Here is a 1,435-nt window from a genome sequence, read left to right as displayed (position 1 = left end):
TTCGACATCTCCATGCTGCCGCGATCGCTCCGCAATCCGAATCAGGACGGAGCTTTCCGGCACGCCTCCTCCGAACAGGAGGCGATGTACAGACTCTCGGACTTCCTGCTCAATCAGGGCGAAGCGGCCCTGCAGCAGATCGTCTTCGAGTTGAACCGGCCGGAACCGGGTACCGACCTGCCGTCGGAGACGAATCTGAACAAACCCCGAAACAAATTCTTCCTCTTGCCATGATCACGCTCTATTTCGGTGAGACGCCCTATCGATTCCCGAACGCTTGGGAGGAGCTGACCGCGGGGCAGTATCTGCGATTAGTCGAGCTGCTCGGTCTCTTCTGGGCGGGAGCGCTCTCGATGTGCGACCTGCGGATCGCCTTTTTCCGGCACCTCGCCGGGCTGGAGCATATCCGCGTCCCGGCCCATGCGCGGGAACGCTTTTTCGACAACCTCCTGACCGCCTCCCGTCAGTTCGACTTCTTCTTCACGCTCGACTACGGCGACCGGATCGATCACCTCTCGACCGATGTCCGCAAGATGCTCCGGAAGCGACCGCCGGACGAACTACTTTCCGACAGCGCGGAGATTCGGTATGCCCGGACGCTGGAGTATGAATACCGTATCGATGCGGTGTGGGTCGGTAACCTGCTGCCGACCATCCGGCTGAAAGACGACGTGCTTTTGGGCTGGACGGCGAATCTGGAGGGCGGGGCGCTCACCACCTCCCTCAGTTCGTACCAGTATGCACAGGGGTACGATCTGTTGATGGCGATCGGCGAGGGGGCCAATCGCCGGGCAATGGCCCTGCTGGTCGGGCTGCTCTATGGAGTGGACACGAACGATACGGCCCGGATCGAACAGATCGAACGACTCCCGGATATCCTGCTGCAGGCGGTGGTGCTGAACTTTCAGGCGTTCGTCACCTTCATCTTCACCCGCACCGCCTTCTCTGTCCTGTGGTCGGCCGACAGCGACCGCCCCAAACGACAGGAGCGGATATCGATGAGCGATTCGCTCTACGGGCTCTGCAAAGACGGGTACGGAAACTACGAACAGGTGGAGAAGATGCCGCTGCTGACCTATCTCGGTATCATGCGGGCCGAAACCATCCAATCCGTCCGGTCAATGGCGACCGACGACACCACACCGGAGGAGATCGCCGGCCGAATGGGGCTCTCCGTCGGACAAGTCAAGAGAATACTATGCTAACGACTATCAGAGACTACTTCAAGGCCAAATGCCTGGCTTTCGTCTCTCCGGAGAACTTCGTCTTCGGCGCGGACGAAAAGACGCTCAAGGAGCGGATCGGTACGTTCGGAGACTACTACCTGTTCTTGGATTACGGTGCCTTCGGTAGCGGGCGGGACGGCAACAACCGAATTACGGACACGTTCGAGCTGGCGGTAACGATCGCCATGCCGATCGGGGCGAACCACCCT

2 protein-coding genes and 1 pseudogene are annotated in these 1,435 nt (G+C 60.0%); all 3 read left to right on the top strand.

Annotation, left to right across the window (positions count from 1 at the left end; genetic code table 11):
* Positions 1–234 (top strand): hypothetical protein (locus Q9S52_RS10705; RefSeq protein ID WP_304709099.1); only part of this gene is annotated, 234 nt, incomplete at its 5' end.
* Positions 231–1,205, top strand: coding sequence for a hypothetical protein (locus Q9S52_RS10700; RefSeq protein ID WP_304709098.1), 975 nt, complete (start codon positions 231–233; stop codon positions 1,203–1,205). The genes Q9S52_RS10705 and Q9S52_RS10700, both read left to right, overlap by 4 nt.
* Positions 1,199–1,435 (top strand): annotated as a pseudogene (locus Q9S52_RS10695) (hypothetical protein); the annotation flags it as partial. The gene Q9S52_RS10700 and the pseudogene Q9S52_RS10695, both read left to right, overlap by 7 nt.

The sequence above is a fragment of the uncultured Rikenella sp. genome (assembly GCF_948810725.1).
GTDB lineage: Bacteria > Bacteroidota > Bacteroidia > Bacteroidales > Rikenellaceae > Rikenella.
The sequence above is the reverse complement of the archived record's forward strand: the minus strand, read 5'-3'. Positions and strand labels throughout refer to the sequence as shown.